The organism is Clostridium sp. AM22-11AC (genome assembly GCF_003473545.1).
Classification (GTDB): Bacteria; Bacillota; Clostridia; order Lachnospirales; family Lachnospiraceae; genus Enterocloster.
Genome location: NZ_QUCM01000020.1, coordinates 37520 through 64463, shown reverse-complemented (window position 1 = coordinate 64463; position 26944 = coordinate 37520). Strand labels below are relative to the sequence as shown.

Annotated in this window: 24 protein-coding genes, 1 tRNA gene and 1 riboswitch; of the genes, 1 reads left to right on the top strand and 24 read right to left on the bottom strand. The window is 44.7% G+C overall.

The features are described from left to right. Positions 1-22: 22 nt before the first annotated feature. The 6 genes from DW251_RS14400 to DW251_RS14375 are packed head-to-tail and all read right to left on the bottom strand — an operon-like array spanning position 23 to position 7539. The gene (locus DW251_RS14400; protein WP_118301556.1) at positions 23-643 is read right to left on the bottom strand and encodes a glycosyltransferase family 4 protein; all 621 of its coding nucleotides are present in this window, start codon (positions 641-643) and stop codon (positions 23-25) included. After that, on the bottom strand, positions 640-1332 hold the full coding sequence (locus tag DW251_RS14395; RefSeq protein ID WP_021869835.1) for a VanZ family protein: 693 nt from the start codon (positions 1330-1332) through the stop codon (positions 640-642). Before DW251_RS14395 ends, DW251_RS14400 begins: the two co-directional genes overlap by 4 nt. Then, positions 1322-2641 carry an O-antigen ligase family protein gene (locus DW251_RS14390; protein WP_182433635.1) on the bottom strand — a complete coding sequence of 440 codons (1320 nt, stop codon included), beginning with the start codon at positions 2639-2641 and terminating at the stop codon, positions 1322-1324. Before DW251_RS14390 ends, DW251_RS14395 begins: the two co-directional genes overlap by 11 nt. Next, on the bottom strand, positions 2589-4310 hold the full coding sequence (locus DW251_RS14385) for a polysaccharide biosynthesis tyrosine autokinase (RefSeq protein ID WP_118301554.1): 1722 nt from the start codon (positions 4308-4310) through the stop codon (positions 2589-2591). The genes DW251_RS14390 and DW251_RS14385 overlap by 53 nt, the downstream gene beginning before the upstream one ends. Next, positions 4307-5977, bottom strand: coding sequence for a SpaA isopeptide-forming pilin-related protein (locus tag DW251_RS14380; RefSeq protein ID WP_021869832.1), 1671 nt, complete (start codon positions 5975-5977; stop codon positions 4307-4309). The genes DW251_RS14385 and DW251_RS14380 overlap by 4 nt, the downstream gene beginning before the upstream one ends. Continuing rightward, positions 5974-7539 (bottom strand): EAL domain-containing protein, encoded by a 1566-nt coding sequence (locus DW251_RS14375; RefSeq protein ID WP_021869831.1) that lies wholly within the window; start codon positions 7537-7539, stop codon positions 5974-5976. The genes DW251_RS14380 and DW251_RS14375 overlap by 4 nt, the downstream gene beginning before the upstream one ends. A gap of 132 nt (positions 7540-7671) precedes the next feature. Then, positions 7672-7747: riboswitch (cyclic di-GMP riboswitch) on the top strand. Between the two features lie 517 nt (positions 7748-8264). On the opposite strand from DW251_RS14375, the gene DW251_RS14370 reads away from it, so the two are divergent. After that, positions 8265-8336: transfer RNA gene (locus DW251_RS14370), tRNA-Glu, on the top strand. Positions 8337-8551: 215 nt separating this feature from the next. On the opposite strand, the gene smpB is transcribed toward DW251_RS14370, so the two are convergent. From smpB to dxs, 18 genes are all read right to left on the bottom strand, one after another. Further along, positions 8552-9019, bottom strand: coding sequence for an SsrA-binding protein SmpB (gene smpB, locus DW251_RS14365; protein ID WP_118301562.1), 468 nt, complete (start codon positions 9017-9019; stop codon positions 8552-8554). Positions 9020-9107: 88 nt separating this feature from the next. Beyond that, positions 9108-11291 (bottom strand): ribonuclease R, encoded by a 2184-nt coding sequence (rnr, locus tag DW251_RS14360; RefSeq protein WP_347474672.1) that lies wholly within the window; start codon positions 11289-11291, stop codon positions 9108-9110. Positions 11292-11567: 276 nt separating this feature from the next. Beyond that, entirely contained in the window at positions 11568-11819 is a 252-nt protein-coding gene (secG, locus tag DW251_RS14355; protein WP_021869828.1) for a preprotein translocase subunit SecG, read from the bottom strand. Between the two features lie 179 nt (positions 11820-11998). After that, positions 11999-12964, bottom strand: a complete 966-nt coding sequence (locus DW251_RS14350) for a hypothetical protein (RefSeq protein WP_021869827.1) — start codon at positions 12962-12964, stop codon at positions 11999-12001. A 22-nt stretch (positions 12965-12986) separates the two neighbouring features. Then, positions 12987-13961, bottom strand: coding sequence for a hypothetical protein (locus tag DW251_RS14345; RefSeq protein ID WP_021869826.1), 975 nt, complete (start codon positions 13959-13961; stop codon positions 12987-12989). 17 nt (positions 13962-13978) lie between these two features. Beyond that, a complete protein-coding gene (locus DW251_RS14340; protein ID WP_118301553.1) occupies positions 13979-14764 on the bottom strand; it encodes an HAD family hydrolase in 786 nt (261 codons plus the stop codon). After that, positions 14757-15389: a Maf family protein gene (locus DW251_RS14335; protein WP_021869824.1), complete on the bottom strand. Its 633-nt coding sequence runs from the start codon at positions 15387-15389 to the stop codon at positions 14757-14759. Before DW251_RS14335 ends, DW251_RS14340 begins: the two co-directional genes overlap by 8 nt. A gap of 1 nt (position 15390) precedes the next feature. Beyond that, entirely contained in the window at positions 15391-15957 is a 567-nt protein-coding gene (locus DW251_RS14330; RefSeq protein WP_021869823.1) for a putative ABC transporter permease, read from the bottom strand. A gap of 43 nt (positions 15958-16000) precedes the next feature. After that, a complete protein-coding gene (locus tag DW251_RS14325; RefSeq protein ID WP_347474671.1) occupies positions 16001-16459 on the bottom strand; it encodes a divergent PAP2 family protein in 459 nt (152 codons plus the stop codon). 3 nt (positions 16460-16462) lie between these two features. Next, on the bottom strand, positions 16463-16993 hold the full coding sequence (locus DW251_RS14320; protein WP_243034983.1) for an HD domain-containing protein: 531 nt from the start codon (positions 16991-16993) through the stop codon (positions 16463-16465). A 31-nt stretch (positions 16994-17024) separates the two neighbouring features. Continuing rightward, positions 17025-18467 carry a glycogen synthase GlgA gene (gene glgA, locus DW251_RS14315; RefSeq protein WP_118301552.1) on the bottom strand — a complete coding sequence of 481 codons (1443 nt, stop codon included), beginning with the start codon at positions 18465-18467 and terminating at the stop codon, positions 17025-17027. A gap of 142 nt (positions 18468-18609) precedes the next feature. Further along, positions 18610-19440 (bottom strand): sporulation transcription factor Spo0A, encoded by an 831-nt coding sequence (gene spo0A / locus DW251_RS14310; protein WP_021869819.1) that lies wholly within the window; start codon positions 19438-19440, stop codon positions 18610-18612. Between the two features lie 266 nt (positions 19441-19706). Then, a complete protein-coding gene (gene spoIVB / locus DW251_RS14305) occupies positions 19707-20984 on the bottom strand; it encodes a SpoIVB peptidase (RefSeq protein ID WP_021869818.1) in 1278 nt (425 codons plus the stop codon). Positions 20985-21162: 178 nt separating this feature from the next. Next, complete coding sequence (gene recN / locus DW251_RS14300) at positions 21163-22821, bottom strand: DNA repair protein RecN (RefSeq protein WP_118301551.1); 1659 nt, start codon at positions 22819-22821, stop codon at positions 21163-21165. Between the two features lie 52 nt (positions 22822-22873). Beyond that, complete coding sequence (gene argR, locus DW251_RS14295) at positions 22874-23326, bottom strand: arginine repressor (RefSeq protein ID WP_021869816.1); 453 nt, start codon at positions 23324-23326, stop codon at positions 22874-22876. A 30-nt stretch (positions 23327-23356) separates the two neighbouring features. Next, positions 23357-24196, bottom strand: coding sequence for an NAD(+)/NADH kinase (locus DW251_RS14290; protein WP_021869815.1), 840 nt, complete (start codon positions 24194-24196; stop codon positions 23357-23359). A gap of 20 nt (positions 24197-24216) precedes the next feature. Further along, the gene (locus tag DW251_RS14285) at positions 24217-25041 is read right to left on the bottom strand and encodes a TlyA family RNA methyltransferase (RefSeq protein WP_021869814.1); all 825 of its coding nucleotides are present in this window, start codon (positions 25039-25041) and stop codon (positions 24217-24219) included. A 39-nt stretch (positions 25042-25080) separates the two neighbouring features. Then, positions 25081-26943 (bottom strand): 1-deoxy-D-xylulose-5-phosphate synthase, encoded by a 1863-nt coding sequence (gene dxs / locus DW251_RS14280; protein WP_118301550.1) that lies wholly within the window; start codon positions 26941-26943, stop codon positions 25081-25083. Position 26944 lies beyond the last annotated feature (1 nt).

Sequence of the window (26944 nt, the reverse complement as noted above, 5' to 3'; positions counted from 1 at the left end):
AAATGTATGATTTTTAAATCATTTATTTTCTTGACATCACACCGCTGGACTTATATGGCCTTAAAATGCCAAACTGCAAAAACCGTATCTTCCGGTCTGTAAGCCCAAAATCTGTATTTTCCTCTTTTCTGATCTGGGTATAGCTTCCATGAGGGGTAATACAGATCTTTTCCTCCGGAATTTGATACTCTTTCATCAAAAGCTGCCTGCAATATTCATTATGCACCACCAACAGGTCACAGCAGTTATAAAAACGGCTGTACAGCTCCCTGTCCCCCGCTGAGGCTTCGTGGGGAAGGAGATTGTGTACTGTATGCACCAGACGGGGAATGTATTTTTTATTTTTACAGTACAGGGGGATCTCGTATTTTGCGTCTTTAAAGGACTGTACGTGGACTACATCATAGCTGCCCTTTTTGATCTCTTTTTGCAGACGGAACAGGCCTTTTCCATATTCCCATACAGCAGCCATTTTTCCTTTTCCGCCTGCGTACAGCTTATCTTTCCAGATGACCCCATCCAGATCCGTTCCTGCGTTCTTTTTACAAAATATGGTTATTTTCGCATATTTTCTCAATTCCCTGCACAATTCTACCACATACACACTGTTTGGCAGGAACTGGTCTACCATTAAAACTTTCATTTTCTCATCCCCCTGCCGATCCAAAAGGTCCCATATCCCATGGCAGTTCCCAGGGTATTGGTCAGAATATCATTTACATCACAGGTTCCGGAGGCTGTGATCATCTGTATGGTCTCGATCCATACCGAAAGCATGAGACCGTTCATCACTGCATATCCCGGATGGTCAAAGGCAGGATGGATCAGCGGAAACAACAGTCCCACCGGCACAAACAGGGCTACATTCTGCAGCATATGCCATACAGGCTGTAAACTGTGTTTTTGCAGCGCTTCCCCTACGCCTGTAAAAAGCTGCATCTGCAATCTGCTGTCTGTTCCCCCTTTTCTCCATAAAAGAGTCACAGCCAGTACTGCAAGCACATAGGTGAGAAGCAGGGCGCAGCCGCCTTTATTTAAGGTCCTTATATTCTGCATGATAAACCACAGTTCTCCGCCGAAGATCAAAAGAGACAACAGCACAAGAAGCATAAAAAGCACAATGCTGCTTTCTCCAGTGACCTGGAACACAAAAAACAGCATAACGCCTACACAGCCAAAAATACATAAAAGGATCATGGCTGCAGGCACTATCCCGCTCCTGTTCTGGATCCGTCCGGAGATCACGCCTAAGGCAGCGCAATAAGCCCCGAACAGGATCACAGCGCAGAGAAATAACTGCATCCCATCCCGCATATCCAAACTACTTAACATATTGTCTCCTCTTTGGCCCTACCCTTTGTTTATTGCAGGCAGATCCCATTGCGATAAATAAAAACAAAGTCTGATATTCATAAGTGGACATTGAACGTTCTGTCCAGCCAAATACCATAAACCACAGGATATACGCCGCACTGAACAGATAATCGGTCCATTCCATCCGCTCTGCTCCTATGGTGGAAATGATCATAGCCGTAAAATACGCGGCAACTCCAAACAGACCTACATTCATCCACAATTCCAGCAAAACATTGTGGGCGCCTGTTGTCATGCTTCCCATAAAAGAATTTCGTGAAAATGCCTGATGGACCATGGCAACTGCCTGTCGGTCCCTCCAGAACATTCCATATCCATATCCGGTAAATGTATGCCGGTTGATCATAACCTGGATGATCTGCCGCCACAACGGGATACGACCTGTTAAAGTGGCGTCCTTTCCGATCAAGGAAAATAATGGTTGAAACAGCGGTAAAATCGTAAGAGCCGTTATGAGAAAGGCAACGCTTAAGGTAACATAGATCACCCCAAGGGGCAGTCTTTTTCCCGGTTCCTCCTTATATTTTCCAAACAGCACATACAGTAGCGGAAAGATCAGGCATAACACAGCTCCCTTGGCATTGCACAGGACCAGAAAGATCCCCTGTGCAAGTAAAGAAAGGAGATACTTTCGCGATACGATCATCTGTTTTGCCCGCAGAATACGAAACCATGCGATCTGAAGGAGAATGCAAATGGAAAACTGGGATGCCGCATTGTTCTTTGTCCTTAAAAAACCGGTAAAATCATGTTCTCCCTGTTCCTGTGAGAAAACAGCTCCCGGTCTTAAAAGCATAAAAGCAAATGTAAGACAGGTAAATATCACCTGTGCCGCTGCGATCAGATGAAACAGTTTCTCCCCGTCATAATACTCTACCATCCAAAGTGCGAAAAAGATGGTGGCTGTATAACGGATACAGGAAATAAGCTGTTCACTGGGATACCGTGTCACCAGCATGGAGTCTAAGAAATAGACAGCTGCCATGAAATAAATAACCGCGTATTTTTCTTTCAGATCCAGCAGTTTCAGGCTCATAAAGCCGTCTTCACTGCTGGAAAACAGCATGAGAAGAAGCTGCGCCCCAAAGGATGCGTATTCCAGGATCTTGCTGCTGGCAGAACCAAGGAGCATGGTATATTTACCTGGAAATCCAAAGCTGACAAGCAGGATAAAGATAACAGTTGTGTCAACGATCCGGCTCTTTAAAAGATCTTTACGGCTGCTCTGACTGCTCAGGGTCTGTCTCTGACTGTTCTGTATCCTCATTTTCAAGTTCCTCCTGAGACTCTTCCCTTCCGCTCTCATTCATTCCCATCTGTACCAGAGCTTCGATGGCCTCCTGGTTGGAAAGCCGGTTTGATGTCTCTAACAGATCATCTGTCAGTTCTTCTAACAGACCATTAAATGCGGTATCTTCCTCTGTATGCGGATGGGTAGATTTTAAAGCCTGGGTCTCTTTTGCGGATTTCATCATGTCTTCCAGATCATTCAGATCATCCATGGTTTCTTTCATTGTTTCTGCTTCCGGCTTCTTCGGTTTTCTTCCCCGGTTTTCTACTACATTCCGTTCACCGCCGAAATATTTTCCCCCTGTTTTCTGGGCGGCATTTACAACACAGCCAAGGATACGGATCCCGGACTTGTCCAGCTTGTCAATGGCATTCTGGATCATCGGAAGAGCCACATCATCATAACGGATCACAAAAAGCACTGCCTGGGCGATCTGGTTCAGGCTTAATACATCAGAAACCTGTCCAACAGAAGGAGTATCAATGATCACATAGTCATAGTCCTTTTCAAGGCCTCTGATAAAATCAAATACCTGTCCGTCCATAGGAATGGCATTTCGTTCCAGTACGGATGGAAGCAGGTCCAGATACCCGGTAAGGGAGATCACTGCTTCTAGCGGATCCGTCTCCCCTTTATAAAGGGCATTTAATGTACGGCTGTAATCCACAGAATGTAAAAACATACTGCCCAGACGGGGATTTCTGGTATTCAGATCCACAAGAAGGACCTTCTTTTCCATATCGGACAGCTGTACTGCCAGATTGGCAGCAACTGTACTCTTTCCTTCCCCTTCTTCTGCGGATGTTACATAAAAACTGCAGGTCTCATCTTTCAGACCCAGACGGTTCTGCAAAATATAGGCAGCAGATGTAAAATTCTGGCGGACCGCTGAGTCGGTCATTCCATCTTTTTCCAAAATCACCCTTCCGTCCCTGAAATATTCCTGGTCATTTGGGATGATCCCCATAGTTTCCAGGCCAAACACATTTTCCACATCTTTCAGGTTCAGCAGAGTCGGACGCATGATCAGCTCCAGCATTGCCATACCGGCTCCCATGATAAAGCCCATCACACCTGTGATCAGCCAGATATGGGAAAGGCCGCCCATTCCCATGATATATTCTGCCTGCGGCTCATCAATAGTAGAAACAGATCCTACCATTAATGTTTTTGGAAGCACCTCACGGGAAGTATCCAAGATCGCGTTCATTAAGCGGATCCCTGTGTCTGCGTCATGCCATTTTAAGCTGATCTCAATGATCTGTGTCTCATTGTAACGCTCTATATCCAGATTTCTGGCGATGGCCACCGGATCCGGATCAACGATTCTCACACTTTCCGCTGCCTCACGCAGAACCCGCTCGCTTTTCATCACATACCCCACTGCATCTACCATATCCTGAGCCAGATAAAAATCATTAGGGTTAAAATAACTGGAATTCCCTGTAAAATTTCCTGTCTCAGACTGGGATGTTACTGCAATGGAACAGTTGATCCTGTAATTTGTATAATTTCCCTGTACATACGATATGCCGCTTAAGGCAGCACCAAACCCGCATCCAACCAGGGCAAACGCCAGGATCATCTTCCAGCGTTTCCCGATCGCGTAAAGTAAATCTCCTACTCTGATCTGTACACCATTCATCGTTTTTTCTCACTGTCTTTTTTCTTATCTTCTTTTTTTCTTCTGCCTGCCAGTGTAATGCCTGCAAAGAGCAGAAGAATGATCACAACGGTTCCGCCAACCATACCGGCTGCCAGTGTAAGAATGCCCCGAAGAGTCAGTACTGTTACATTCCAGTTCTGTACCTGCGCTGTATCTGCTACTGTAAAGTCATAACGCTTCTCCCCGTCATCTCCCTGAAGCACATAGTAACTGCCTTCTTTTAAGTTGGTGAACATTTTTCCGCTTTTCCCTGATACCCAGGACTCGATCAGCTGATCCTGACTGTCATAAAGGGATAACTGGATATCTGCTACATCTTTTCGCAGGATCATATCCGTTCCATGGACAGATGTACGAAGCATCCTGTTTGTCAGATCCATTTCTGCCTGGTTTTCCCCGTTTATGCGTCCATAGGCATCTACATCTTCTGTATATTCGATCGGATCCAGCTGGTAATCTTCTATGGTCTGCTGCTGTCTGATCTTATAACTGGTATTCTTATCCAGGTCTGTAAGGAGGATCTGGCCATTTTGGTCTGTCTCTACAGTCTGGGAAACACCTGTTGTTCCATTGGTAACTGTAAATACTGCCCCGGACAGCGGCTGCTGCTGATATAATTCATCTGAAAGTTTTAAAGTGATCTTTGTCTTTTCTGTATCGATCTCATGGATCGGGGGGTCTTCCCCGTTTTTCTTCTCTACCAGAGCTTCCGGCTGTTCGTTGATCCCGGCGTAATAGCGGGGAATTCCCGCCTGTTCCAGTGTATAGCTTCCCAGATACAGTTCCTTACTCTCACCGTAACCATTTTCATCACAGGTAATGGTATCTACCAGCTGTCCCGCTATATAACGCACGGTACCATCCAGCGTGGCCACATCTTCTGCTGCCCGTACCTGGAAGGTTCCGCCTCCTACCGGGTCTTTGCTTAACAGATCTGACATCTGCACCCGGATCACGTTCTTGCTTGGTGATACACGGATCTGGACTACAAAAGGATCCGTCCAGTCATACATCTTATCCAGGTTAAAATAGGTATCCCCTGCCGCGTCATATCCTTCCGGTTCATTTAATTCCCGGAAGAAATAATCTCCCTGGTAGATTTTTTCCGGCAGATAAAATACGCCTTCCTCTGTTGTCTCATATTCACGATAGGAGATCTTTTCCGGATAATAGGTATTCAGGATCTGAAGGGCTCCCATTCCATTTTGCAGTCCCCAGTCTGTGCGGTACAGTTCAAAGCGGACTCCCTCATCCGGGATAATACGGTCTGTTTCGTCATCCACCAGCTCGGTAAATACCGCTGATTTGATGCCTTCGTCACCGTAACCGCCTCCGCCGGTCTGGATGATAGGCTGCTCCTGTCCGGATCCGCCTCCGTCTCCGGCCCCATCTCCTACATCCTCATGATCGCCGTTGCCTTTATATTCCTTCCAGCTCCAGCCGTCATCATCCGGACGGGTCTCCTGTGCCGTTGTCTCCTCTACGCCTTCTGTTTCATCATATTTATATCCTGTATAGTCACTTAAAAGATACAGGCCCAACAGCGCTACGATCAGCATCAGGACAAATACAAGTCCTGTCATCATATCCGTAGCAGGCTGCCAGTAATTATACTCTCCGTTCTGGTCTTTCCTACGCCGTCTCATGCATCCTGTCCTACCTTTAGGATTTTTTCAAACTCTTCGATTGATAATGGTCTGGAAAATACATATCCCTGGCCTTCTGTACATCCGCACTTACGCAGAAGTGATAACTGTTCCATGCTTTCGATCCCCTCTGCGGTAAGGGTCAGCCTCAGTGTCTTTGCCCGGTCAAACACATCCTGTACACTGCCGCTCTTCTTCTCTTTATTCAGGCTGCGCAGATCCAGTTTCAGTACATCCGCTCCGATCTCTCCTACAGAGTGCAGTCCCATATAGTCACCGTCAAAACCATCGAGGGCAATGCGGAAGCCTTTCTGCTGAAGGGACTTTTCCACTTCGGATACAATGCCGTAAACCTCTTTGTACGCATTTTCCGCAATATCGATATTTAAATATTTTGGCGGTATCCTGTATTTTTTCAGAAGTTCATCAAAGATCTCCACAACATCCATTGCAAGCAGGTCTGTTTTTGTTACGTTAATGGAAATCGCAAGAGGTTTTATACCCTCATCGATCCATCTGCGGATCATTGCGCATACATCTTCCCAGATCTTCTGATCCAGTTTTGTAATATATCCGTTATTTTCCAGTACCGGAATAAATACTGCAGGTGAGATCTCGCCCAACGCCGGGTGGTTCCAGCGCACCAAAGCTTCTGCACCTATGATCTTTCGTGTATTTAATTCATACTGAGGCTGTAACAGAAAAATAAATTCATTCTTTTTAAGGCCATTTAAGATCTGCGGCATCAGAAGACGCTCATTTCCAATGGCTGAGTCTGCAGTTGCCCCCATACCGGAAGCTGAATAATCATCTTTCTTTGGCAGACGGTCCAACAGATCCATGATCTGTCTTGTCTCTCTGCGGGAACGGTAGCGTTCCTGTTCCTGAGTAGTAGGAAGGACCACTCTGTGAAAAACTTCCAGAAAGATCCCCATTTCACGATCCATTGTATTACGGAGGATATTATTAGATATATTAAAAAGAATGGACAGGATAACACCTGCTATGGATGTATAGAATGCGGTATCAATACCGGTCAGAATGGACTGCACACTGCTAAGTGCCGCCTCAACCGTAACGAAGTTAATATTTCTAAGACCCCTAAGAAGGCCGATAAAGGTACCTAAAATTCCAAGACCTGTTAATGTTCCAGGGATCTGTGCAACGACTCCCTGCCAGCTGTAAAGAGCCAGGACATCTTCATTTAAAATATCTTCAAGATCACTGACGATCTGTCCATTCTGGCGCTGCTGCTTTACCTTGTCCCTGTATTCCCGAAACAACTGGTCCATTTTCTTCTGTCTGAAAAAACGGTCCATCTGTAAAGCGGTGATCCAGACCGACTTTTCCTCTGCTTCCGAGGCTCTCTGTATACTCTTCTGGCCTGTTAACAGTCCCTGTGTAAATGTAAGTACCGGTATCAGTCCATATATAATTCCTAAAAGCACTACAACGCCCATAACCGCAACTACGATCATAGAAAGCATGTTAGGCGCATAAGCTGTCAAAATGCCACAGCCTGACAGCAATATAACAATAAATATTGGCATCAATCTCTTCATACTGTGCCCCCTCTTTTGTTTTTAATGATTTTTGCCTATTCTACTGAATTTTACCGCATATTTCAAGTCTTTTACCCTGTATTTTTTTTGACACAAAAATCTTTAAGGTATTATAATATAATAAAGAAAACAATATATTTTAGGCAAAGCAGTCGAAAGACTGTGACGCAAAGCTATAGGGCCTTTCAAATGGCAGCCAGTTGCTATTTTATTTCTTTACATTCCGTTCACAATTTACTTACAATTTGAACAAACTTTCTTCACGATTGTTTTCTATACTAAAGAGCGTAAAGAGTTAATGCAAACAACTTTTTTTCATAATACTCGGCGGACTGGAAAGTTTTCAGTCCGCCTCCTCCTTTTTAGGGATGTACTCTTGGAAGCTTTGTCCACCGGTATACCGGAAATGTGTGTTTTGCACAAAACAGCTTTTCATATTTTTCAATCTTTGTGCACACTTTTTCAAACTCCTATGCTATTATAATAGACGTAACCCCCCAATACATTATATAGTTTTTGCTACACCCCCATAAGAAACGAAATACCTTCTCCTTAAAAAGACCCGTTCCCCGACGGGTCTTTTTACTTACCTTTTTTCCTGTTTTTTCCCTCCAAACTATCCCCCAAAAAAATTTTAAATTTTTTCAAAAAAATGTTTGACAAACCCATACCGCTGTGCTATTATATACGAGTCAGCGGCGAACAGCCAAGACAAAACAGAATAAGGCCTGATGGTCAAGCGGTCAAGACGACGCCCTCTCACGGCGTAAACCCGGGTTCGATTCCCGGTCAGGTCATTAAAAAGCAAGTGGAAATCCACTTGCTTTCTTTATATTTAAAATTGACATTAGTGATTAAATGTGTTTAAATATCCCCCATGGAGCTATTGCGAATATGGTCTTTGCAATATCTAATATCCCCATTTTATAAATATAGATATAAAAATAGCAGGGGCCGCTGAAAGGAGGTCAGGCTTTCAGCGGCCCCTGCGGACCTTTAGCGACTTTTTACCTTAATATAAATTCTTCACCTTAAAATCCTTCTCCAGCTCTCTCCTCTGGTCCTTCTTAGCAATATCCGCTCTCTTATCATACAACTTCTTACCTCTTGCAAGTCCCACCTGCACCTTCACCAGGCTTCCCTTAAAATAAACCTGCAGCGGCATCAGCGTATATCCCTTTTCCGCGATCTTTCCATTTAACTTCATGATCTCGTATTTATGAAGAAGCAGCTTTCTCACTCTCAAAGGATCCTTATTAAAAATATTTCCCTTCTCATAAGGACTGATGTGCATACCATACACATACACTTCCCCCTTATCGATCTTCACAAAAGCCTCTTTAATACTGCACTTTCCCATACGGATGGACTTAACTTCCGTACCAAACAGCTCAATACCAGCTTCCCATTTATCATCAATAAAATAATCATGATACGCTTTCTTATTATTGGCGATCAGCTTAATACTTTCCTTAGAAATGATAAACACCTCCCATTTTCAGTTTCTTTGCCCTGCAAACAGAACTGATCTCTGTTTTTCTATCTCATTTGCTCCCACTATCATACCATTATACTGCCTGATTTTCCAGAACAAAATCCACAGTCCGCAAAAGCTTGTCCGTACCGGCTACAACTACCCGTACTGTCTGGCCCAGCTTATACACTTTTCTGCTCATCTCGCCCACCAGCTCATATCTGCTCTCATCAAAAATATAATAATCATCCCGCAGCTCACTGATGCGCACCAGACCTTCCACTGTATTAGGCAGCTCCACATAAAAGCCCCAGTTAGTAACTCCAGAGATCACTCCCTCAAAGGTCTGTCCAACAAACCTGGACATATATTCGCACTTCTTCATCTTCTCAGTCTCGCGCTCCGCCTCATCAGCCCGGCGCTCTAATGCAGAAGTCTGTACAGCCACCTGCGGCAGCAGTTTCTCATAATGGGCAACTCTCTTCTCCTTCAATCCCCCATGCAGACACTCTTTGATGATCCTATGGATCTGCAGATCCGGATATCTACGTATAGGTGATGTAAAATGGGTATAATACCTTGCAGCCAATCCAAAATGTCCTGTACACTGGGTAGTATACTTTGCCTGTTTCATAGACCGCAGGACCAGTCTTGCAAGAAGAGGTTCCTCCGGCTTGCCTTCGATCTTGTCCAATAGCTTCTGCAGCTCCTTTGGATGCACTTCCCCATTAGTCAATCTCAGCGAATATCCAAAATTATTAATAAACACACCTAACTGCTTCATCTTCTCCGGATCCGGATCATCATGGGTCCTGTAAAGGAAAGGAACAGACTGCCAGAAATAATCCTCTGCCACGGTCTCATTGGCAAGGAGCATAAAATCTTCAATGATCTTTGTAGCTACATTCCGTTCATAAGGATGGATATCCACCGGTTTCCCCTTCTCATCCAGAATGATCTTACTTTCCGGAAAATCAAAATCGATGGCCCCTCGTTTGCTGCGCTTCTCCCTTAAAATAGCAGACAGTTCCTTCATGCGCTCAAACATAGCCACAAAATCCTTATACTCTTCCAGTAAACCAGCCTTTTGCTCCTCTTTCTCCTTTGTATCTGCCTCCGACAAAATAGCATTCACAGCCGTATAAGTCATCCGCCTGTCAGACCGGATCACACTTTCGCAGATCTCATGATCCACTACCGTTCCATGAGGATCCACTTCCATAAGGCAGCTCATTGCCAGACGGTCTGTTCCCTGATTTAAAGAACAGATCCCGTTAGAAAGCTTGTGAGGCAGCATAGGGATCACACGGTCCACCAGATACACGCTGGTGCTTCGCTTTAACGCCTCTTTATCCAGTTCACTGCCCTCTTTTACATAATGACTTACATCTGCAATGTGAACGCCCAGACGGTAATTTCCGTTTTCCAGCAGCTCCAATGTCACCGCATCATCCAGATCCTTGGCATCTTCCCCGTCAATGGTCACAGTCTGCAGATCCCTTAAATCCTTTCTTCCCTCAAAACCTTCCGGAAGGTCCTTTAAGCCCTCTGTAGGCAGGCTGTCCGGCACATGTTCCAGTTCCTTCATTACTTCCTCAGGAAAGGCTTCTGGAAGATTGTAAGCACGTACCAGGGATAAAATATCCGTACCAGGATCATTTACATGTCCCAAGATCTCCTTGATCCGTCCTTCCGGCTTCTTACGCTCATCACCGAAATCTGTTACCTTTACTACTACCTTGTGACCGGTCACAGCTCCCATATCACAGCCCTGTGGGATAAAAATATCCTTGGCGATCTTCTGGTCATCAGGGATCACAAAGCCAAAATTCTTATTCTTCTGATAATAGCCTACCAGCTGGCTGTTGGCATGTTCCAATACCTTTAAAACCGTACCTTCTGCCCTGCGTCCGTTACGGCCCTCAGACTCAATGACGATCTGTACCTTATCACCATTTAAAGCACTTCCTGTCTTATCCTCAGGGATAAATACGTCCTGCTCCATTCCTTCTACTGTAACAAAGCCAAAGCCTCTTGCATGTCCTGTAAAAGTACCAACTACAGCAAATGTCTCCGGTTTTCCATATTTTCCCTTTTTTGAGATCCCAAGCTTTCCTTCTGAAACCAGTTCGTCCAGCACTTCCTGTAATTCTCCCCGCATTGCCTTGGGGATATTTAAAAGCATGGCGATCTCTTTTGCTTTCATAGGCACATAAGCCTTGTCATGTACCAGTTCTGTCAGCATCTGTTTTCTCTGTTCTAATAACTCTCTGTCCATATAACCTCTTTTCTTTATTACTTTATCTATGTCTCACCTACCATCCAGGCAGGCGATCTGTGCCCTTATATTTGCCTTTGTATTAAATAAGAATGTGCCTTGGCACATTCTCGCGCCGAGCGCGGTCGCTTGCGACAAACTTCCTCATCGCGCGAGTGCGCATCGTTGGCAGGTCGTGCCTTTTTGTGTACTAGGGAGTTCCAACGGAATTTCCTAGTACATAAAAAAACACCCTTCTGTCTGTTACACGAAGGGTGTTTTGACTGTCTCTTTCTATTATCCCTGAGTCTTCATAAGAATATTCAGGACCAGTGTAAGGATCATAAATACGATCGCACCGTATCTGGTAAAATGCTCCAGAGCTCCTTCCATAGAACGTCCTTTATTCTTGCTCCAGTAGCTGTCTGCCATACCACCGATGGCACTTCCCAGTCCGTTGGACTTGCCTTCCTGCATCAGGATGACTACGGAAATAGCTATACCCAGAACAACATATATAATGGATAAAAGAACCTTAACTACTGCCATTTGTCTACACCTCTCCGTTTCTAATAGTTAAACAAAACTATTTTATACTATATCATAACCCATTTGAAATTACAAGGCTTTTTGTCACCGTTTTCTGCGTCAAAAGCAAACTCAACGATCCCTGTTGCATAGCAGATACAGGTGAATACAGCAAAGAGCACTCTCATCTGCCTTTCTATTTACAGCTTTGCTCCATCTGCCCCAACAGATGCGCCGTCTGGTGTTACTGTATTTACCAGCATGGCACCGGACTCATCACAGAAATAATCCTTTTCATTCCAGTGGATCCATCCTGTTTTCATATAACCTTCTTCATCAAAGAAATACCATAAAGAGTCGATCTGCTGCCAGTTGTTTACAGGATAAGAGCCATCTCTGTTTACATACCACCAGCCTTTTTCATTATTCTCCCAGTGGCCTTTCCAGTCTTTCATCTGCTCTTTTGTCACTTCAAACCAGGCTGACTCTTCCCAGTCTCCCTGATTACCCCTGGAGTCTACCGCACGGACCTTAAAGTAATAAGTGCCCTCTTTCGGGATCTTCTCTGAAAAGTTAAAGCTGTTCTCCTTTACAGTATAAATAGATCCAATGCCATTGTCATTGGAAGTACTTCCCTTTCCTCTGCACAGACGTACTTTGTAATTCTTTGCAAGACTCTGATGATCCCAGTTTGCGATTCCGTTGTCTGCATCCCAGCTAAGTCCGTCTATATCCAGGTCCTCATCATCTTTATCCAGCTTTTCCAGTGTTACCACCAGTTTCAGCATTTCTTTATCATACTTGCTTGCACAGGAAACATATTTTACCTTATCTCCATTAAAAGTGAAAGCACTTTTTGCTGATTTTGAAAAATAACAGTCACTGTCTGCTGAAAGCCATACTTCTACCTTTGGCTTTTCCCCGCCGGCCCAGTATTCCTGCTCATTGATAAAATCGGCACTTTCTACAGAGCAGTTTCCATCTTCTACAGAAACAGAGATCGTAGCATCTGTATCACCTGCCTGCACATCTGCGTTAAAATTCAGTGTAATATGGCCAACAGGAGTGCGCTCTTCCTTTGCTGATGCAGGAAAAGAAGCTGCAACTGATAAAAGAGCTGCAAACATGGCTCCTTTTAACAGATTGGTTTTCTTATCTTTTGTCATTTTTCTGTACCCCCTTATGATCTTAATTACTGAAATAACTGTGATATAAAGTAAAAAAGTTATCGGTACTGCAGCCTTCCCCAGCGGAAAAATCAATATTTTTCCAGAGATCTGCCGGCAGGCGGATCTGGTATTTCTGCTGATACGGCTCATAGATCTGCCGGAACGCTTCCGTTTTCTTCTGTTGCGCCAGTTTGCTCTTTCTTTCGGCGGTAGCTGTCTGGTCATAAGCATTGGTACACTTCTGGATAAAGAAATGGCCTCCTGCCTCTATGATGGGGCTGATCTCATTTTCCTCCAGATCAAAAGCAGACCGGTCCGGCTCTTTTAATCCTGTATCCCAGCCGATCTGATACTGGATCTGGCTGTTTATGGAATTTTTTTCAGCAATCGCCAAAAAATCGGCTTTTTCTTCGCTTACCATACTTAAAAGAGCTTCTGCCTTGTCTTTTGAGTCTGTTTCGATCCGTTCTACCTGGATCACTTTTGCCTCTGCATCACTGACTTCCAGATTTTTCGTATCGGTCAGCTGTCCCACCGTCTTATCTGCCAGATAATATTTTCTGTAAAGATCCAAAACATCATTTTCCGTTATCTGCAGATAGTTCAGGTCCTCGTTAGAAAGACTCTGAAAAAATTCACTGGAAAGATTTTTAATATCGTCTTCTTCCTGCCCTGTAAGGGAAATATTCTCTTCCTGGGCCATCCTATCTACTACTGCCAGTTCTTCCAAAAACTGCTGTACCTGGTTCTTTAAAAGAGTTTCAAAGGTATTTCCATTGGAATCTGCCGTTACTCCCCACAGCTGCCCTGTATAAATATTCTGATAGCGGTTTCTTTCCGTTATCGCGATCAGGCGTATCTGTTCCTGGGTATACTGCTCTGCGTCCTGTTTTAACATTCCTTCCGGCATTTTGCTGCAGCCTGAAACAAAGAAAAGCATGACCGTCAGGAAAATCAAAAATACCCTCTTATTTAAGTATTCTGTGATCTGCAATTGTTACTTACTCCTTTTTACAGCAGGTTCTGCATGATCTTTAAAACACCCTGGTTTACATTGCTGTCTGCCTGAAACCTGGCTGCTTTTTTCACTTCATCCCTGGCATTTGCCACTGCGAAACTGTAATAAGCCTGCTGCAGCATTTCTATATCATTTAACTGATCCCCAAACGCCATGGTCTCTTCCGGCTTTATCCCCAGACTGTCCTGGATCACTTTTACCGCATGACCCTTATTTACATTTTTAGCCATACAGTCAAGCCATACGTCTCCTGCACAGGCGATCTGAAGGATGTCCTTAAATTCTTCTACCAGAGGTTTTACCGCTTCTTCCACGCCGCCGGCTCTGTATATAGAGAGTTTGGTACATGGAACCGGCACAGTCAGCAGATCATCCACACGGTGAAGATTAAACTTATAGCTTTCCACCAGCCAGTTGCAGAGAGCATCGTCCTTGGACTCCGTATAATCTCCGTCTTCCGCTGCATATACCATGGAAAATTCCGGATTTTTCCGCACTGCATGGATCAGCCGCTTTACGATCTCCCGGTCCATGGCATATACATACAGGCTTCTGCCATAGCAGCCAATATAAGAACCATTATTTGAAATATAGAACACCTTTTTCTTTACAGGATCAAAGGTACGTTCCACACTGGCCCAGGGTCTTCCGCTGGCAACTGCAAACTGGATTCCTTTTTCCCTCAGTTTCAGGATCGTATCAAAAAGCCGTGGATCTACATTGGTAAAACCATCTTCCACCAAAGTTCCGTCTACATCTGTGACGATCAGCTTAATCATTTTCCCGTTCCTCCAAAAGCCTTTTTATCTCATGGCAGAGACGTCCTAAAGGAAGGCCTACTACATTGCTGTAATCTCCTTTGATCCCCTTGATATAAGCTGCAAAGGATCCCTGGATCCCATAGGCACCTGCCTTGTCAAGAGGTTCCCCGCTTGCGGCATATGCCCGGATCTCATCTTCTGCCATCTCATAGACTTCCACATCCGTCTTTTCTGCAAAAGTAGTTTCTGCAAACCGGTCCGCTCCCAGACATAAGATCACCGTCACACCGGTATATACCTGGTGGGTGCGTCCCTGGATCAGCGAGATCATCTCTTCTGCTTTTTCTACGGTTCCAGGCTTTCCTAAGATCACCGGATCACTTTCCCCGTCTTTTACAATAGAAACTACGGTATCCGCTCCGATCACCAGGGTTCCCGCCGGAAAACAACCGGCTACATCTTCTGCTTTTACACTGGACAGTTTTTCCACCAGTTTCTGTGGGTCTGTCTCGTCTTTCTTTTCTTCTGCATTGCTTGGACAGATCTGTGGGCAGATACCGATCTGTTCCAACAGTTCTTTCCGTCTTGGGGAGGCAGATGCTAACACTACCTGCCAACCCTTTAAATCTTCTTTTAATTCCATTTTAATATACCTTCAATCTTCCTATGGTCTCTTCTGTTTCTCCCTCTTCCCCTTCTTCCGGAATTCCCAGACGCATGCGGATACATCTGATAAAGTCAAAAACATAAAATAGGGTAAGAAGGACTGCCAGGACCTTTCCTATCCTTCCCGGGATATAGCCTACTGCTGTGCGCACCCAGCCGTCTAAATAATTGAAGAAGAACAGGCCTAAAAGTCCCCACGCCAGACTGCTCTCCAGGCAGATGATCCCTCTGTAGTTAAATGGTTTATGGCTGTAATCCCACCAGAAACTTCCAAACAGCCGGATCATCACATTGGCTGTTATCAGTTCCATGGTCGTAGCCATAGTCATGGATGCTGTATACAATTCTATGGGATGATCTGACAAAGGGCTTAAAAGCAGGCAGGCGCCCACTGCCCCGAAACCGTATATGACGCAAAAGGGGCCATGGCCAAAGCCACGGTCCACTACCGGCCTCTTATATTCAACGGTGAGCACAATACATTCCAGAAGATATCCCAGAAAGCTGTAGAGAAAAAACCAGTTTATATAATTACAAATACTCATCAATTCCTCCATAAGGAAAGTACATTACAAATAAATAGTTACATTAATAACAGTTATTGATGACCAGTGCCAGAACGATACCTAAAATAGCACCTGCCACTACCTGGATCGGGGTATGTCCCACATATTCCTTTAACTTCTGCTGAAGTACCTCACTGCTTAATTTCAGCGGATTTTCAAGTAAAATGGAATTTAACAGTCTGGCCTGTTTGCCAGTCTCCTGCCTTACGCCTACCGCATCATACATAACTACCATAGCCAGTATAAAGGATATGGCAAATTCAAAGGATCCGGCACCATATTTTAAAGCCGCCGCTGTCGTCAGTCCGCACACAGTAGCTGAATGGGAACTTGGCATACCTCCGGAACCTACCAGACGCTCTGCGTTAAAGCTTTTATTCAAAGCAAAGTCGATCAGGGTCTTTAATACCTGGGCTACTGTCCAGCCCACTACAGCACTGACAAGAACCTGATTTCCCAGCATTGCTTTCCATGTATCCATATTTTAAAATTTTCCCCTTTCTGCCGTCTGCGCAAACAGAAGATGTCCCGGTACAGCCGCGTACCGTTTCACGGTAGCTTTTGTTTCTTCCAGGCAACACATCTTATCGGCAAAAGTGACCGCATAGCCCGCTCTTGTTGACGGCGGGACCGGTGTCAGCGGCCACATGTGACGCAGGATCGTGTCTTTTTCCTCATCTGTCAGTTCAAAATACTGTTTTGCATTTTCCATGGCTGTCCTCGGGTGGGTAAAGCCATGGAAATGATCTCCTGTTTCCCTGGCGTGCGTGTGCCAGTCGTATAAAAAAAGATCATGGAGAAGCCCTGCTCTCGCAGCGCTCCTCCAGTTTCCCCCAAATCTTTTACACAATTTATAAGCCAGATAAGATACCTGTATACAATGACATTTACAGGTCGTTGTTCCATGCTGTATATACTGGTCCATGGACTGGAATACAGGATGGTCTAATATATCTGCCACACACTCCATATACCCCGGATCCATTAAATATTCATTTGCTTCCGGCATATCCATGAGTGTCACACCTCTTTCTAAACTTGCCATTTTAGCCAATGAGCCAGTCATAAAGTTCCTGATACTTGGCTGCAGATGTTCCCCAGGAGAAATCAGCTGCCATATCACGGTCTATGATCTTATTCCACTCACGGCGTTTGTTATAATAAATGTATTTTGCGTAGCGGACGCTTCCAAGCATCTCATGTGCATTGTAGTTTGCAAAGGAGAAGCCGGTTCCGGTATTTTCAAATTCATTGTAAGGCTGTACGGTATCTCTTAAACCGCCGGTCTCTCTGACGATCGGCACAGTACCATAGCGCAGGGCCATCAGCTGGCTTAAGCCACATGGCTCAAATAAGGACGGCATCAGGAATGCGTCACATCCTGCGTAGATGCGGTGGGACATTTCCTCAGAGTAATAGATCTGTGCAGATACGCGGTCATGATACTTCCAGTCATAATGACGGAACATGTTTTCATACCGCTCATCACCGGTACCTAATACAACAAGCTGCATATCGTCGCTGCAAAGCTCATCCATCACACCCTGTACCAGGTCAAGTCCCTTCTGGTCTGTCAGACGGGAAACGATACCTACCATAAATTTCTTTTCATCTACAGGAAGTCCTAACTGCTGCTGAAGGGCTTTCTTGTTTTTCACTTTTTCCTTGCGGAAATTCTTAGCTGTATACTGCTGTACGATATATTTGTCTGTTTCCGGGTTAAAATCATCATAATCAATACCGTTTACAATACCACGCAGGCTGTTTGCCCTTGCACGCATCAGGCCATCTAAGCCTTCGCCGTAAAATGGCATCTTGATCTCTTCTGCATAGGTATTACTTACAGTAGTGATCGCGTCTGCATAAACGATACCGCCCTTTAACAGGTTGCCGTCTTTGTATGCTTCTAACTTATCCGGTGTGAAGTAATAATCCGGCAGTTCTGTAAATCTCTGAATCGTCTTTACATCCCATACGCCCTGGAATTTCAGGTTGTGGATGGTGATCACAGACTTCATATTGCGGTAGAAATCTCCGCCATGGAAACTGTCTTTTAACAGAACCGGGATCAGACCTGTCTGCCAGTCATGACAGTGTACTGCATCCGGCTGGAAGCCGATCACAGGTAATGCGGAAAGAGCTGCACGGCAGAAGAAACAGAATTTCTCCAGATCCCAATACCAGTCCCCATATGGCTTTGGTCCGTTAAAATAGCTTTCATTGTCAATAAAGTAAAATGTAATTCCCTCATGTACATACTGAAGGATGCCCACATAACGACTCTGTCCCAGATAGTCCATATAGAAGTGGTCAACATACTGCATCTTGTCCCGCCATTCCTGCTTGATGCACAGATATTTTGGGATAATGACTCTTACATCAAAGTATCTCTTGTCAAAACACTTTGGAAGTGAACCAACTACGTCTGCCAATCCCCCTGTTTTTATAAATGGTACTGCCTCAGATGCCGCAAATAAAATCTTTTTCATCCAAACCTCCCTCTCCTGAGTTCCAGGTGGCGTTTTGCCTTAATCAATAGTATACCTTACTTTTGATAAATAAGAAAGAAGTTATTAGTAAATTTTTTATAACAAAATCTTTACACTGCACTCTGGGGTATCCGGCAATTTACTATATCCCAATTTTTTTATAATCCAGGCAGATCTTATCTGCAATCAGGGCAATGAACTCTGAATTGGTTGGTTTTCCCTTTCCTGTACTGATGGTATATCCAAACAGTTCATCGATCACTTCCAGGCTGCCTCTTCCCCATGCAACCTCAATGGCATGGCGGATGGCACGTTCTACACGGCTGGAACTGGTATAATTTTTCTTTGCGATCTCCGGATACAGGATCTTTGTTACTGCCTCCATCATCTCCCTGTCCCTTACCACCATGCTGATGGCATCCCGAAGATACTGATAGCCCTTGATATGGGCGGGAATCCCAAGTTCATGGAGCATTTTTGTAATATCCGTTTCCAGATGCTCCTTCATATATTCTTCCCTGTTCATAGCAGCTTCTTCCGGTGTTGCTGCCTTTAACGGTGCTTCTAAGACCTTTCCCGGAACAGGACGGACCGGACGTTTGCCAATACGGCGGATCTTATTTACAAGAATATCCTTATCAAACGGCTTCATAAGAAAATAGTTGGCACCCGCCTGAAATGCCTCTTCTGTCATCTGCTCTCCGCCTACTGCACTTAAGATGATAAACGCCGGGTTCTTTAACATAGATGTTTTCTTTTTAATATTTTCCACAACTGTAATACCATCCATCTGCGGCATTACCAGGTCCAGCAAAACAACATCAGGTTGGGTATCTTTTATCATGTCAATGGCGTCTTTTCCATTATCAGCTCTGCCAATTACAGAAAGTCCTGCTTCAGAACTGATCACTTCATCTAACGTGTTTAAGATCATAGGATTATCATCTACAATTACAACATTTACATTTTCCATGTTTCTACCTCCTGCATCCCTTAACGCAATTTCATTCTTTACTTATAGAGTGCTTCCTCATTATTTAACGCTTTGATGCGTTAAGTCTTTTATGGTAGATATTATAAATGCAAATATCGTCATATTTCAAGAAAAAGCCACCGCATTATTAGACATTTTAACATTTTATTAACAGTTATCTTTTATTATCTAATATTGTTGAATTTTGTCAATTTTTATTAGTTTGTGACTTTATTCACTGTTTTGCATAAAATTATGGATCCTTATCAGTGCCCCAGCATATCCTCGATCAATATCCCATATCCTCTTGTAGGATCCTGGACAAATACGTGGGTGATGGCCCCGATGATCTTTCCGTTTTGTATTACGGGGGAACCGCTGGTTCCCTGGATAATGCCACCGGTGAGATTTAACAGCTCCGGATCTGTGATTTTGATCACCAGGCTTTTGTTTTTCTTGTTTCCTGTCATATCGATCCGCTGTATCTCAACAGAATAATCTTTCACCTGCCCTGAGATGCTGGTACGCACCAGGGCAGGTCCTGTTTTTACTTCCTGGCGCCTGGCTGCTTCCATGGAGGCGGTTCTGTGTTCTTTTAAGAAAGTCTGGCTTACAGTTCCAAATATCCCATAATCTGTATTTTCTGTCACTGTCCCGATCTCCGACTTTGGACCATAGTAGATCACCCCGGAAAGCATTCCAGGCGTTCCTATTTTTCCTTTTTCAATTCCCAAAATCTGGGTATCATAAAGATTTCCTCCGGAAGTCTCCACCAGTTCCCCTGTATCGCTGTCACTGATCCCATGGCCCAATGCACCAAATTTTCCATTTAGATCCATATAAGTCACAGTTCCGATCCCCTGGGTATCATCCCGCACCCACACACCTAATTTGGAGGAACCGTCTGTTCCTTTTACAGGCTTTATCTTAACTTGTGTTTCTGCCCCATTTCTGCGCACTGTCAATGTAACATTTTCTCCCTGAAAATGGCTGACTGCCTCTGCCAGCTCTTCCTTTGTCCCAAGCTTTTGCCCATTAAAGGCTTCAATATAGTCCCCGGATTTTAATTTTCCCACAGCCGGTTCCATTTCCATCCCATTTTCCCCGGTAATACGGCCGGTACCGATGACCATAATTCCCTTAGACTTTAAATAAATTCCCACAGGACTGCCGCAGGGGATCAACCTGGTAGTATCTACCACATCTACCTGTATGTTCTTAAACTGGATCACACCAAATAATTTCAGGTCCAGCTGATAACTGCCTTTCTTTCCTGCATACATGGAAAATGGCTCTCTGCTGTTTATGGTGATCTGCTCGGCCGGGATATTGCTCTTATTTCCCAGTGCCACTTCTTCGCTTTCACTGTATACAGTAGCCCGCCAGGGAAGGGAAAATGTAAATTCTTCCTGATCATGTTCTGTTACGCTGACCCGGTCCGGTATGCTCCGGTCCACATAGTACCAGATCCCAACTGTACCCACGATCAGGGACAGCCAGAATATCCTGACCAGATGCTTATAAAAATTTGATTTTCCCCTCATAGAACGACCTCCTTCTCCATTTGCAGCCTGTAACATGCGCCATCGGTGCATTTTCTCTGTACAAAAACAGGGAGCCGCAAGTCCTGATACTCTTGCGCTCCCTGTTAGTATGTTCTGTGAACGGTCGTTCCAATCTGTTTTATTTTGGTTATTGCTTATGCCTTGCACGGACAGTTGCTTATTTTGTCTTATCTGCCAGTTCCTTCATTTCACGGGCATTCTGGATCACTGTATCTGTGATCTTTGCTCCCCCAAGAAGTCTTGCCAGTTCTTCCACTGTCTGCTCCCTGTTAAGGCGCCGGATGGAAGTCGCTGTACTTCCTTCACTGGCTGCTTTATGGATCTCAAAATGGGTATCTGCCATCGCCGCGATCTGAGGCAGATGGGTGATACAGATCACCTGATGGCTCTTTGCAATATAGGAAAGTTTCTCGGAAACCTTCTGGGCTGTCCTTCCGCTGATACCTGTATCGATCTCATCAAAAATAAGGGTTGGGATATCATCGGAGTCTGCAAGAACGGTTTTGATCGCCAGCATGATACGTGACAATTCACCGCCGGATGCCACTTCCATAAGAGGGCGCACCGGCTGTCCCGGATTGGTGGAGATCAAAAACTGGGCTTCGTCATAGCCGGAGGCTGTAAAATGAGGCAGCCGATCAAATTCCATATCAAACTGAACATCTAAAAAATTCAGATCCAGCAGTCCTTTTTTGATCTTTTCCACCAGCTGTCTGGACGCAGTTTTTCGTATCTTGGATAATTCTGCGCAGCATCTTTCTAAACGATCCTGGGCTTCTTTTAACTCTTTTTCCGTTTTTTCCCTGTAAGCGTCAAAATTTTCCAGTTCTTCCAGCCTGTTTTTCTTCTTTTCCAGATTTTCAAGCATCAGCTGCGTGGTATTTCCATACTTTCTCTGAAGATCATGGATCTGATCAAGGCGGCTTTCTGTGGTGCGGAATACCTCTTCATCAAATTCCATGGAACCCATATAAGAAGAGATCTCCCTGGAAGCATCATTTAAAATAGCTTCCGCATCATAAAGCTGGTCTCTTATCCCCTCTAATGCCTTATCGTACTCAGCTGCCTGTTCTACGGAGCGCAGGGCCTGAGCTGCAAAGTCACGCTGCAGCAGTCCTCTGGCATTTTCCAGTTCCTCTGCGATCCTTCTTGCATGGGCGAAACGGCGGTATTTTAAGGTAAGTTCTTCCTCTTCTCCCTCTTTTACCTCTCCGTTTTCGATCTCCTGGATCTCAAAGCGCAGAAAATCCATCTCCCGCAGTCTTGCGTCCTCATCTGTCTTAAAAGATAAAAGACGTTCCTTTAACTTGCAGTAGTTTTTGTACTCCTCTTCGATTTTCCTTTTCACCGGCTGGGTCTGTGCCTTGACATAGGCATCCAGGATCTCAAGATGTTTTGACTTATACAGCAGAGACTGATGCTCATGCTGACCATGGATATCTAATAAAAGACCTGTGATCTGACGAAGTCTTGCCATTGTCACAGTCTCATCATTAATACGGCTGACACTTCTGGAAGGCATGATCTTTCTGGAAATGATCACCATTCCTTCTTCTGTTGGCTCTGTCCCAAGCTGCATTAACGCCTTTTTCTTTTCCTTACTGTCAACGAAAAAGATCAGCTCAATATATGCATGGTCCGCTCCACGGCGTATCACATCCTTTGACGCTTTTCCCCCTAACGCCATGGTCACGGAACCAATAATGATCGATTTACCTGCACCGGTCTCGCCGGTAAGTATATTCAGTCCTTCTCCAAATTCTACATCTGCCTTCTCAATGAGAGCCAGATTTTTCACATGGAGCTCAAGAAGCATGCTATTCCTCTCTTTCTATCTTTTTTCCCGGATCTTTTGTTCTAAATCCAGTTTAATCTTCCACCATTTTTTTGATCTTTTCCATTACGATAATGGTATCATCCACACTGCGGACTGCGCACATAATGGTATCATCTCCGGCAATACAGCCTACTACTTCATGGAATTTAATAGCATCAAGAGCAGCTGCAACTGCCATTGCCATACCGGAAACTGTTTTGATCACAAGGATATTCTGTGCCATATCCATGGATACAAAACCGTCTTTTAAAATGCGGATATATTTGGAAGCAGAAGTTCCTCTTGGACTTTCAAGGACCATATAGCGCTGACGTCCATTTTCTCCCGGCACTTTCGTCAGTTTTAATTCCCGGATATCCCTGGATACAGTTGCCTGGGTTACATTAAAACCCGCCTGGGTCAGCTTTTCAGCCAGCTCCTCCTGGGTCTCTATTTCATATTTTCCGATCAGTTCTACGATCTTGCTGTGACGTTCCAATTTCATCTGCTTTTCCTCCCATCTGTTTCCACATCTTCAGACATTTCCCAGATAATTACTCAGATTTTGCATAAAAGAGATCTGCTTTAATTTTACCATTACCGTTTCCATATGTGAGCGCTCTACGATCAGATAATCCCCGGGACCTGTCTTCTGGGAAGTATCTCCGTCAAAAGTAACCAGTCCTTTTCCCAAAAGCCCGATCTTTACACGGTCCTCTTCGGAAATGACGATACTTCTGGCATTTAAAGTATGGGAACATACAGGTGTTACTGCCATCATCCGGCCTGCAGGAGCCATAACCGGCCCTCCTGCGGAAAGATTATAGGCAGTAGAACCGGTAGGGGTTGCCACCATCACTCCATCCGCTGCATACTCATTTAAATATTCATCATTTACAGCCAGATCATAGCGTAGTACCCGCAGATGCTCTGCACTGGTGGCTATGATCTCATTTAAAGCAATATCCTGAAATACCGGCTTTCCCTCATGAAATACAGTTCCCCGAAGCATCATACGATGTTCTAAACGGAAACGTTCATTTACAAGGGCATCCATCGCAGCATCAATATCCTCTGTGCGGTCCACCTGGTTTAAAAAGCCCAAATGTCCCCTGTTGATCCCAAGCATGGGGATATTCCGGCCTGCCAGATCTCTTGCTGCCTGGATCAAGGTACCGTCGCCGCCAATGGTGATGATGCACTGGGTATCTTCCGGCACATATTCACCGGGCGTATGTCTGCCGTTTTTCATACGCTCATAATCTGTCATATAACGGCATACAGCCCCTCTTTTTTCCAGGCAGGACTGAACCTCATCCTGAACATCCAGTACATAGTCTTTACTTAAATTGGATATTACATAAAAATATTTCATAAGTCCCCTATGCTAAAACCTTATTCTTTATCCAGCGCTGCGTGTGCTTCCTCTACGATCTTTTTCGGATCAACAGGCATTTCCTCATAAATGACCGGTCCGTCTTCGCCCTCCGGGTGGTTCTGCAGATGCAGCAGATACTCAATATTTCCTTCCGGTCCCTTGATCGGTGAAAATTCCAGGTTTAAGATCTCAAAACCAATGGATTTTGCAAAGGCAATGACCATTTCAATAACCTCTAAATGAACAGCCTTATCCCTTACAACGCCTTTTTTGCCAACTTTTTCTCTTCCTGCCTCAAACTGTGGCTTGATCAGACATACTACCTGACCGTCATCCTTTAAAAGAGCCTTTACAGGTCCAAGCACCTTGGTCAGAGAGATAAAAGATACGTCAATGCTGGAAAATCCGATCTCATCCGGGATATTTTCATGGGTCACATAGCGGATATTAGTCTTTTCCATGCAGACTACACGCTCATCATTGCGCAGCTTCCACGCAAGCTGTCCATGGCCTACATCGACAGAATAAACCTTGGTAGCGCCATTTTGCAGCATACAGTCTGTAAATCCGCCGGTAGAAGCGCCTACGTCCATACAGATCTTATCTTTTAACTCTACGCCGAAATGGGTCATTGCCTTCTCTAATTTCAGGCCGCCGCGGCTTACATATTTTAATGTATTTCCTCTCACCTCAATAGGTGCTGTTTCATCAAAGGTGGTACCTGCTTTATCCTCTTTCTGTCCGTTTACATAAACGATACCGGACATGATCAGAGCCTTTGCCTTTTCTCTGGAGTCTGCCAGATTGCGCTTTACAAGCAGTACATCTAACCGTTCCTTCATTTATTTTCTCCTTGTATCTATCTTATCGATCTTTCTGTTTTAGAGCCATCCTTCTGCTTTTAACCTCTGGATGATAGAGTCGCTGTCGATTCCCAGTCCTTTTCTTAAAACAGACACGTTTCCGTGCTCAACATAGGCATCAGGAAGTGCGATATTCATCACTTTTACCTGCGGATAATGTTCATGGATATAGGCAGTTACAGGAAGTCCAAAACCTCCCTGGAGCACATTTTCTTCCATAGTCACGATCAGTCTGTGGTTCTTTGCCAGACGGTCTACCAGTTCTTTATCAAAAGGTTTTACAAAACGGGCATTTGCCAGTGTACAGGAAACTCCCTCTTCTTTTAACTTTGCCCGTACATGTTCTCCGGTACTTACCATACTTCCCACTGCTAAAAGGGCAATATTTTCTTCCTCATAGATTATTTCCCCTTTTCCATAAGCAATAGGCTGCATAAATTCTTTTAAGCCTCTGTAAGCGGTACCTCTTGGATAGCGGATAGCAAAAGGTGCCTTATAATCCATGGCAAAATCCAGCATAGCCCGCAGTTCCCAGAGATTTTTCGGTGCTGCCACGCTCATGTTTGGAATAGAAGTAAGATAAGAATAATCGAAAATTCCCTGGTGGGTCTCCCCATCGCTTCCTACCAGTCCCGCACGGTCCACTGCAAAGAGCACCGGCAGGTTCTGGATACAGACATCATGTAAGATCTGGTCATAACCTCTCTGTAAAAAGGAGGAGTACACCGCAACTACAGGCCGCAGTCCTGCTGCCGCCATACCGGCTGCGCTGGTCACTGCATGAGCTTCCGCAATACCTACATCAAAGAAACGGTCCGGGAATTTCTTTCCAAAAGCTGCCACTCCGGTACCGTCAGGCATGGCCGCAGTCACAGCTACCAGCTCCGGATGTGTTTCTCCTAACTGGCACAGTTTCTTGGAAAATACATCTGTATAAGTAGGGTATTTCTTTTCTGCCAAAGGTTTTCCTGTTTTTATATCAAAAGGACTTACACCGTGAAAATGAGCCGGGTTCTTCTCTGCCGGTTCATAGCCTTTTCCTTTTTTTGTAAGGACATGGACCAGTACTGCATGATCCAGTTTCTGGGCTTCTTTTAATACCTTGCACAGTGCAGGTATATTGTGTCCGTCCACTGGTCCCAAATAGGTGATCCCCATATTTTCAAAGAGCATTCCCGGGATAAACAGCTGTTTGATACTGTTTTTCGTCCGTTTGATCTTGTCGATCATACGGCCGCCAACTACCGGGATCCGTTCTAAGGTATCTGCCACATTTTTCTTCAGATCATTGTAACCGGCTCCTGTGCGAAGTCCTCCCAGATACCTTGACATGCCACCTACATTTTCAGAAATGGACATTTTATTGTCATTTAGTATGATAATAAAGTTTTTCTTCATACGGGCCGCATTATTTAAAGCCTCGTAAGCCATTCCTCCTGTAAGAGCACCATCACCAATGACAGAGACTACCTTATAGTCCTCTCCTAAAATATCACGGCCCTGGGCAATGCCAAGACCTGCTGAAATAGAAGTGGAACTATGGCCTGTGTCAAAGGAATCATAGGGGCTTTCCTTCCGTTTTGGAAAGCCGCTTAAGCCGCCGTACTGACGGAGTTCATCAAATTCCATCCTGCGGCCGCTTAAGATCTTGTGGGTGTAGGACTGATGGCCTACATCCCAGATGATCTTATCTTCTGGCAGGTCAAAGGTACGAAACAGAGCAATGGTCAGCTCCACAACTCCCAGGTTGGAAGCTAAATGTCCCCCTGTATGGCTGATCTTTTCGATCAGAAAGGCCCGTATCTCTTCTGCCAGTTGGGAAAGTTCTTCAGAGGTCAATTTTTTCAGATCTTCCGGCCCCTTTATCTGTTCCAATATCATA

Excerpts from the sequence above, each read along its gene's own strand:
- spo0A (WP_021869819.1), bottom strand. The coding sequence starts at position 19,440 with ATGGAAAATGTAAATGTTGTAATTGTAGATGATAATCCTATGATCTTA.
- glgA (WP_118301552.1), bottom strand. The coding sequence starts at position 18,467 with ATGAAAAAGATTTTATTTGCGGCATCTGAGGCAGTACCATTTATAAAA.
- DW251_RS14340 (WP_118301553.1), bottom strand. The coding sequence starts at position 14,764 with ATGATTAAGCTGATCGTCACAGATGTAGACGGAACTTTGGTGGAAGAT.
- DW251_RS14385 (WP_118301554.1), bottom strand. The coding sequence starts at position 4,310 with ATGAATGGTGTACAGATCAGAGTAGGAGATTTACTTTACGCGATCGGG.
- DW251_RS14400 (WP_118301556.1), bottom strand. The coding sequence starts at position 643 with ATGAAAGTTTTAATGGTAGACCAGTTCCTGCCAAACAGTGTGTATGTG.
- secG (WP_021869828.1), bottom strand. The coding sequence starts at position 11,819 with ATGGCAGTAGTTAAGGTTCTTTTATCCATTATATATGTTGTTCTGGGT.
- recN (WP_118301551.1), bottom strand. The coding sequence starts at position 22,821 with ATGCTTCTTGAGCTCCATGTGAAAAATCTGGCTCTCATTGAGAAGGCA.
- rnr (WP_347474672.1), bottom strand. The coding sequence starts at position 11,291 with ATGGACAGAGAGTTATTAGAACAGAGAAAACAGATGCTGACAGAACTG.
- DW251_RS14325 (WP_347474671.1), bottom strand. The coding sequence starts at position 16,459 with ATGGATACATGGAAAGCAATGCTGGGAAATCAGGTTCTTGTCAGTGCT.
- DW251_RS14285 (WP_021869814.1), bottom strand. The coding sequence starts at position 25,041 with ATGAAGGAACGGTTAGATGTACTGCTTGTAAAGCGCAATCTGGCAGAC.
- DW251_RS14390 (WP_182433635.1), bottom strand. The coding sequence starts at position 2,641 with ATGAGGATACAGAACAGTCAGAGACAGACCCTGAGCAGTCAGAGCAGC.
- dxs (WP_118301550.1), bottom strand. The coding sequence starts at position 26,943 with ATGATATTGGAACAGATAAAGGGGCCGGAAGATCTGAAAAAATTGACC.
- argR (WP_021869816.1), bottom strand. The coding sequence starts at position 23,326 with ATGAAATTGGAACGTCACAGCAAGATCGTAGAACTGATCGGAAAATAT.
- DW251_RS14380 (WP_021869832.1), bottom strand. The coding sequence starts at position 5,977 with ATGAGACGGCGTAGGAAAGACCAGAACGGAGAGTATAATTACTGGCAG.
- DW251_RS14350 (WP_021869827.1), bottom strand. The coding sequence starts at position 12,964 with ATGACAAAAGATAAGAAAACCAATCTGTTAAAAGGAGCCATGTTTGCA.
- DW251_RS14290 (WP_021869815.1), bottom strand. The coding sequence starts at position 24,196 with ATGAAATATTTTTATGTAATATCCAATTTAAGTAAAGACTATGTACTG.
- DW251_RS14375 (WP_021869831.1), bottom strand. The coding sequence starts at position 7,539 with ATGAAGAGATTGATGCCAATATTTATTGTTATATTGCTGTCAGGCTGT.
- DW251_RS14335 (WP_021869824.1), bottom strand. The coding sequence starts at position 15,389 with ATGGAATTAAAAGAAGATTTAAAGGGTTGGCAGGTAGTGTTAGCATCT.
- DW251_RS14320 (WP_243034983.1), bottom strand. The coding sequence starts at position 16,993 with ATGGATATGCCGGAAGCAAATGAATATTTAATGGATCCGGGGTATATG.
- DW251_RS14330 (WP_021869823.1), bottom strand. The coding sequence starts at position 15,957 with ATGAGTATTTGTAATTATATAAACTGGTTTTTTCTCTACAGCTTTCTG.
- spoIVB (WP_021869818.1), bottom strand. The coding sequence starts at position 20,984 with ATGAGGGGAAAATCAAATTTTTATAAGCATCTGGTCAGGATATTCTGG.
- DW251_RS14395 (WP_021869835.1), bottom strand. The coding sequence starts at position 1,332 with ATGTTAAGTAGTTTGGATATGCGGGATGGGATGCAGTTATTTCTCTGC.